Origin of the sequence: Stenotrophomonas sp. HMWF003 (genome assembly GCF_003061285.1) — a bacterium.
GTDB lineage: Bacteria > Pseudomonadota > Gammaproteobacteria > Xanthomonadales > Xanthomonadaceae > Stenotrophomonas > Stenotrophomonas maltophilia_AP.
Genome location: NZ_QAIW01000381.1, coordinates 6,941 through 13,749, shown reverse-complemented (window position 1 = coordinate 13,749; position 6,809 = coordinate 6,941). Strand labels below are relative to the sequence as shown.

The following is a 6,809-nucleotide window of genomic DNA, read 5'->3' as shown; positions in this document are numbered from 1 at the left end:
GTCACCTTCAACATCGCCACCGGCACGCTGCTGGCCGGCAACGACACGCTCAGCGGCGTCGCACCGGGCACCACCTCGGCGGCCAGCGTGCTGGCCAACGACAGCCTCAACGGGGTGTCGCCGCCGGCCGCGGCCAACGTGCTGCTGACCCTGGTCGGTGCACCGGCAGGCTTTGCGATCACGCCCACCGGCACGATCACCGTGGCGACCGGCGTCAGCGCTGGCCCGACCACGCTCACCTACCAGATCTGCGAAGCCGCCGCGCCGGGCAACTGCGCCACCGCCAGCGTTACCGTCATTGTCAGCCCGACCCCGCAGAACGACGCGTTCTCTGTGCAGGCCGGGCAGACGCTGAGCAACAGCGTGGCCACCAACGACAGCATGCCGGCCGGCTCCACCTGGGCCGTGCAGGCCATGCCGCCGCCGGGCCTGACCTTCAACCCCGATGGCAGCTTCACCTATGCGCCGCCGGCCGGTGCGGTGTCGCCGGTGGGCTTCACCTACCAGACCTGCCTGCCGGCGCCGAACGGCAGCCTGTGTGCCACCGCCACGGTGGCGCTGAACATCAACAACGGCACCCTGAGCGCAGGCGATGACACGCTGGTCGGTGTGTTGCCCGGCGCCACCACCGGCACCAGCGTGCTGGCCAACGACAGCCTCAACGGGGTGTCGCCGCCGGCCGCGGGCGATGTGCTGTTGAGCCTGGTGGGTGCGCCGGGTGGCTTCACGCTCAACCCCGACGGCACCCTCACCGTGGGCAGCGGCGTAGGCTCCGGGCCGACCACCATCACCTACCAGATCTGCGAAGCAGCCGCGCCGTCCAACTGCGATACCGCCAGCGTCACCGTGGTGGTCACCCCGGCGCCGCAGGACGACGCCTACGCCGTGCAGGCCGGGCAGACCCTGTCCAACACCGTGGCCGCCAACGACAACACGCCACCCGGTGCGCAGTTCACGCTGCAGGACACCGCGCCGGCCGGCCTGACGTTCAACGCCAACGGCAGCTTCACCTACACCCCTCCGATCGGCGTGGTCGGCCCGGTCAGCGTGGCCTACCAGGTCTGCCTGCCGGCGCCGAATGCCAGCCTGTGCGGACGCGCCATCGTCACCATCAACATCAACAACGGCCAGCTGGTGGCCGGCGATGACACGTTCACCGGCGTGGCCCCGGGCAGCACTTCCGGGCCCAGCGTGCTGGCCAACGACAGCCTCAACGGGGTGTCGCCGCCGGCCGCGGGCGACGTGCTGCTGAGCCTGGTCGGTGCGCCGGCGGGCTTCAGCATCGGCACCGACGGCAGGATCAGCGTGTCGACCGGCGTTACGTCCGGTGCAACCGCGCTCACGTACCAGATCTGCGAAGCCGCCGCGCCCGCCAACTGCGACACCGCCAGCGTCACCGTGGTGGTCAGCCCGGCCCCGCAGAACGATGCGTACTCGGTACCGGTCGGGCAGACGCTGGCCACCACCGTAGCGAGCAACGACAACATGCCGGCCGCGGCGGTCTATACCGTGCTGGGCCCGGCACCGGCCGGCCTGACCCTGGCCAGCACCGGTGCGTTCACCTACACCCCGCCGGGCGGCACGCCCAGCCCGGTCAGCTTCACCTACCAGGCCTGCCTGCCGGCGCCGTATGCGGCCAGCTGCGGCACCGCCACGGTCACCATCAACATCAACAACGGCACGCTGGTGGCCGGCGATGATGTGCTCACCGATGTGCTGCCCGGTGCCACCTCGTCGGCCAGCGTGCTCGCCAACGACCGCCTCAACGGGGTCAGCCCGCCGCCGCCCGGCGACGTGATCCTGAGCCTGGTGGGCGCGCCGGCCGGCATCACCATCAACCCCGATGGCACGATCGGCGTGGGTACCGGCGTTGCCTCCGGCGCCACCCTCATCACCTACCAGGTCTGCGAAGCGGCCGCACCGGCCAACTGCACCACCGCCGGCGTCACCCTGGTGATCACCCCGGCCCCGCAGAACGACAGCGTCACCGCCCCGGCCGGGCGCCCGACCCTTGGCAACGTGTCGTCCAACGACAACACGCCGCCCGGCGCGCTCTACACCCTCACCAGCGGCGCGGTGGCCGGGTTGGTGTTCAACGCCGATGGCAGCTTCAGCTACACGCCGCCGTCGGGCACCACCGGGCCGGTGATCTTCACCTACCAGGTCTGCCTGCCGGCGCCGTACAGCGCGCAGTGCGGCACGGCCAGCGTCACGCTCACGCTGTCCGGGTCGGCCAACGTGGTGCTGTCGGTCAACGACGATTTCACCAGTACGCCGGTGGACCCGTCGGTGGGCGGCACCATCGCGCGCTCGGTGCTGGACAACGACAGCTTCAACAACGTGTCGCCGCCGCCGGTGGGCAGCGTGGTGGCCAGCCTCACCGGCAGCACGCCGGGCTACACCATGAACAACCAGGGCCAGATCATGGTGGCCGCCGGCGTGCAGCCGGGCCAGGTGCAGCTTGCCTACCAGCTCTGCGAGAACGGCGTGCCGACCAACTGCACCACCGCCATCGCCACGGTACTGGTGCAGGGGCCGGTGGGTGCACTGCTGGCGGTGGACGACAGCGCCGGTCCGATCGGGCCGGCCGGGCAGGCACGCGTGGTGAATGTGTTTACCAACGATACTTTCAACACCGCGCCGCTGGACCCGGCCCAGGTGAGCTTCGCGCCGGTGGCCACCAATGCGCTGACCTTCAGCGCGGACGGCTGGGTGGACGTGGCCGCCGGGCTGGCACCGGGCAGCTACAGCACCACCTACACCCTGTGCCTGCTCAACCAGCCCACCGTGTGCGACACCGGCACGGTGAGCGTGACCGTCATCGCCGCCGCGCCCGGCGTGGATGCCGAGGATGACCAGGTGCAGGTGCCGCAGGACGGCGTGATCGAAATCGACGTGCTGGGCAACGACCGCGTCAACGGCACGCCGATCGATCCGGATACGGTGACGGTGACCATCACCGCGCCGCCGCCGTATGGCACGGCCACGGTGCTGCCGCGCGCGCGTATCCGCTTTGCCGCGTTGACCAACTTCGCCGGCGTACAGGCCTTCGACTACCAGGTGTGCGACGTGGCCGACCCGGCCATGTGCGCCACCGCCACGGTCACCGTGACCGTGGAGCCGAACGTGCTCACCCTGGTGGACGACGCGATCACGGTGAACAGCACGGCGCCCGTGCAGATCGACGTGCTGGCCAACGACAGCGCCCGCAGCGCGCCGCTGGACCCGGCCTCGCTGCAGGTGGTGACCGCACCGGCCCATGGCAGCGCGCAGTGCGCCAATGGCCTGTGCAGCTACACGCCCGCCGCAGGCTTCGCCGGCACCGACAGCTTCCGCTACCGGGTCTGCGATGTGTCCATTCCCACCGCGCTGTGCGCCGACGCCAACGTGGCCGTCACCGTGGCCGGCCAGCAGGCCGTGCTGCGCCTGACCAAGGTGGCGGCCAAGCGCAGTGCGCAGATCGGTGACCTGGTGCGGTACACGGTGACCATCGACAACGTGGGCGAGGTGGATGCCAACGGCGCCACCCTGCTGGACACGCTGCCGCCGGGCTTCACCTTCGTCCGCGGTGGCTTCGCGGTGCAGGACGGCGACAACGATGCACGCACCAGCGGCGTGCAGCCGCTGCGCATCGACGGCATCGACATCCCGGTGGGCGAGCGCGCCACGGTGGTGTACTACCTGCGCGTCGGCGCAGGCACCGGCACGGGCGTGCACACCAACCGCATCACCGCCATCGATGGCGAGAACCGCAGCATCGGCAACGTGGCCTCGGCCGACGTGGACATCACCACCGATCCGCTGCTCGACGAGAGCCTGATCATCGGCAGCGTGTTCGACGACCGCAACGGCAACGGCGTGCAGGATCCGGGCGAGCGGGGCATCCCCGGCGTGCGCGTGGCAGCGGTGGAAGGCCTGCTGATGGAGACCGATGCCTTCGGCCGCTATCACCTGGTGGGCATCCCGGGCGGCCAGGCACGCGGGCGCAACTTCATCCTCAAGGTGGATCCGTCCACCCTGCCCAGCGGGGCGCGCTTCACCACGCCCAACCCGCTGGTGCGGCGGATCACGCCCGGGCTGCCGGCCCGCTTCGACTTCGGCGTGCGCATGCCCGATGGCGCGCTGAGCACCGCATCGCCCGGCGACGCGACGGCGCCCCGGCCGGTCCGGATCGACCTGGGCGACGCCTTGTTCGCGCCCGGCAGCGCACGCCTGGATGCCAGCCGCGACGCCGTGCTGGACAAGGCGGCACAGGCGCTGGTCACGCGCGGTGGCGGCCGTGTGCTGCTCACCGCGGCCTCGGGCCAGGAGGCGCTGGCCCGGCTGCGTGCTCAGGTGGTGCAGACGGCGCTGGCCACGCGCGTGCCGGCAGCGATTGCAGCCGCCAGCCACATCGAGGTCGTGGGCGGCGACGGCAGCACGCTGCACCGGCTGCGGCTGGACGATCCACCCGAGCCTCCTCCCGGCGCGGACCGCACCAACCGGGAGGGGCGTTGACCCATGGATATCACCCTGAGCAGACCCTCGACCTGGACCGCGATTCTTCTTCGCCGCGCGCCGCTTGCGCTGGGCACGGCGCTGTTGCTGGCCACCGTGCCGGCCATCGCCCAGACGGCGTTGCCGTCCACTGCACCGGATGCGATCCGCTGCCAGGACGACAGCTGCCGCAGCGACGACGGCCTGTTGCTGCGCATCGGCGATGACGATGCGGCGGTGCTGCCGTTGCCCGGCCGCGTCGATCCGCGCGCGGCCACTGCGGTACCACTGGCACCGGCCACCACGCCGGATGTCGCCGGCCCCGGCGGCCAGTTCATGGCCGAACTGCCCAACGGCGGCGTGGTGTGGGCCACCGAAGACCCCACCATGGTGCCGCCCAGCCTGAGCGTACAGGCGGCGGCCACGGTGCCGTTCGAGAACGGCCGGGTGACTCGCCCGCTGCGCTTCCACAGCTACAACAACTACGCCTCCTTCATCCAGAAGCTGGAGGTAACGCTGTACCGCGGCACCGACACCGACCTGGTCACCCCGCTGGCGCGGATCCCGTTGCCGGCCGATTACGTGGGCGACGCAGAATGGGATGGCACGCTGCCCGAGCAGATCAAGCTGCGCACCGGCGATGACCTGATTTACGTGGCGCGCGCCTACGGTGCCGGCGGCGCGTTCGATGAGACCCGCATCCAGCGCATCCAGCTGGTGACCCCGGCCGACTTCGACCGCGGCCTGCAGGTGACCCGCGAGAACGTGCAGAAAACGCTGGGCCAGGCGCTCGACGGCGACAGCGCGCAGGACCTGCAGGTCAGCAACAGCATCTACGGGCAGAGCACGCTTCGACTGCAGAACATTCCCATCCACGGCTCACGCGTGCGCCTGTATGGGCGCAACCTGGAACCCAACAGCCGGGTGCGCATCAACGGCCAGGACTTCCCGGTGGACCTGGAGCAGAAGTTCGCCGCCGAGTTCCTGGAGCCGGTGGGCCAGCACCGCTACGACGTCAGCGTGGAAGCGCGCGATGCCCCTTCGGCGCAACGCCAGCTGGACGTGGACGTGACCGGGCGCTACCTGTTCCTGGTGGCCATCGCCGATGTGACGCTGTCCAGGAACAGCGCCAGCGGCAACGTACAGCCGCTGGCCGCCGACGACCGCGACACCGATGGCTTCCTCAGCGACGGCCGGTTGGCCTTCTATCTGAAGGGCAAGATGCGCGGCAAGTACCTGGTGACCGCGCAGGCCGATACCCAGGACCGCGAGCTGAAGTACCTGTTCCGCGACTTCACCCAGGCCGATGCACAGGACGTGTTCCGTCGCCTCGACCCGGACCTGTACTACCCGGTGTACGGCGACGATTCCACCACCTACCGCGACGTGGACACGCAGGGCCGGTTGTACCTGCGCGTGGACTGGGACCAGAGCCAGGCGCTGTGGGGCAACTACGCCACCGGCATCACCGGGACCGAGTACGGCCAGTACGTGCGCTCGCTGTACGGCGGCGCGTTGAACTGGCGCTCGCTGGAGGCCACGCCATTGGGCGAGGCGCGTTCGCAGTTGAAGGTGTTCGGCTCCGAAGCGCAGTCGGCACCGGGGCACAGCGAATTCCTCGGCACCGGCGGCAGCCTGTACTACCTGCGCCACACCGACGTGCTGCCCGGCTCGGAGCAGGTGGTGCTGGAAGTGCGCGACCGCACCACCGGGCGCACCGAGACCCGCGCCACCCTGCAGGAGGGCGTGGACTACGAGATCGACGACCTGCAGGGCCGCCTGATCCTGACCCGGCCGCTGGCCCAGCTCACCCGCGAGAACGTCCGCAGCATCACCCGTGACATGCCGCTGGACGGCTACGACCAGCTGCTGCTGGTGGATTACGAATACGTGCCGCTGGGCTTCAGCAGCGACGACGTCACCTACGGTGCGCGCGGCCGCCAGTGGATCGGCGACCACGTGGCGATCGGCGGCACCTGGATCGACGAAAACCGCAGCGGCGAAAACTACAGCCTCAAGGGCGCCGACCTGACCCTGCAGGCCGGGCGCGGTACCTACCTGAAAGTGGAACAGACCCGCACCGATGCCACCGCCGCACCCGTCTTCTATTCCGACAACGGCGGCCTGAGTTTCATCCGGCGCAACCCGTACGAAGGGCGGCGCTCGGGCACGGCCAGCGCGGTGGAAGCGCGTGCCAACCTGCGCGAGCTGGGCTGGACCGCACAGGACTGGAGCGTGGGCGCGTGGTGGCGCGACGTGGACGCCGGCTTCTCGGTGGCCCGCCAGGACACCGGCCAGCCGATCCAGGAATACGGCGCGGAGTTCCTCGGCTA

1 protein-coding gene and 1 pseudogene are annotated in these 6,809 nt (G+C 70.4%); both read left to right on the top strand.

Going from position 1 to position 6,809, the window contains the following annotated elements; all coding sequences use genetic code 11:
- The coding region (locus DBR34_RS16315) for an Ig-like domain-containing protein (protein ID WP_181394040.1) at positions 1 to 4,497 on the top strand (4,497 nt) is incomplete at its 5' end.
- Between the two features lie 3 nt (positions 4,498 to 4,500).
- Positions 4,501 to 6,809: pseudogene (locus DBR34_RS23485) on the top strand (hypothetical protein); the annotation flags it as partial.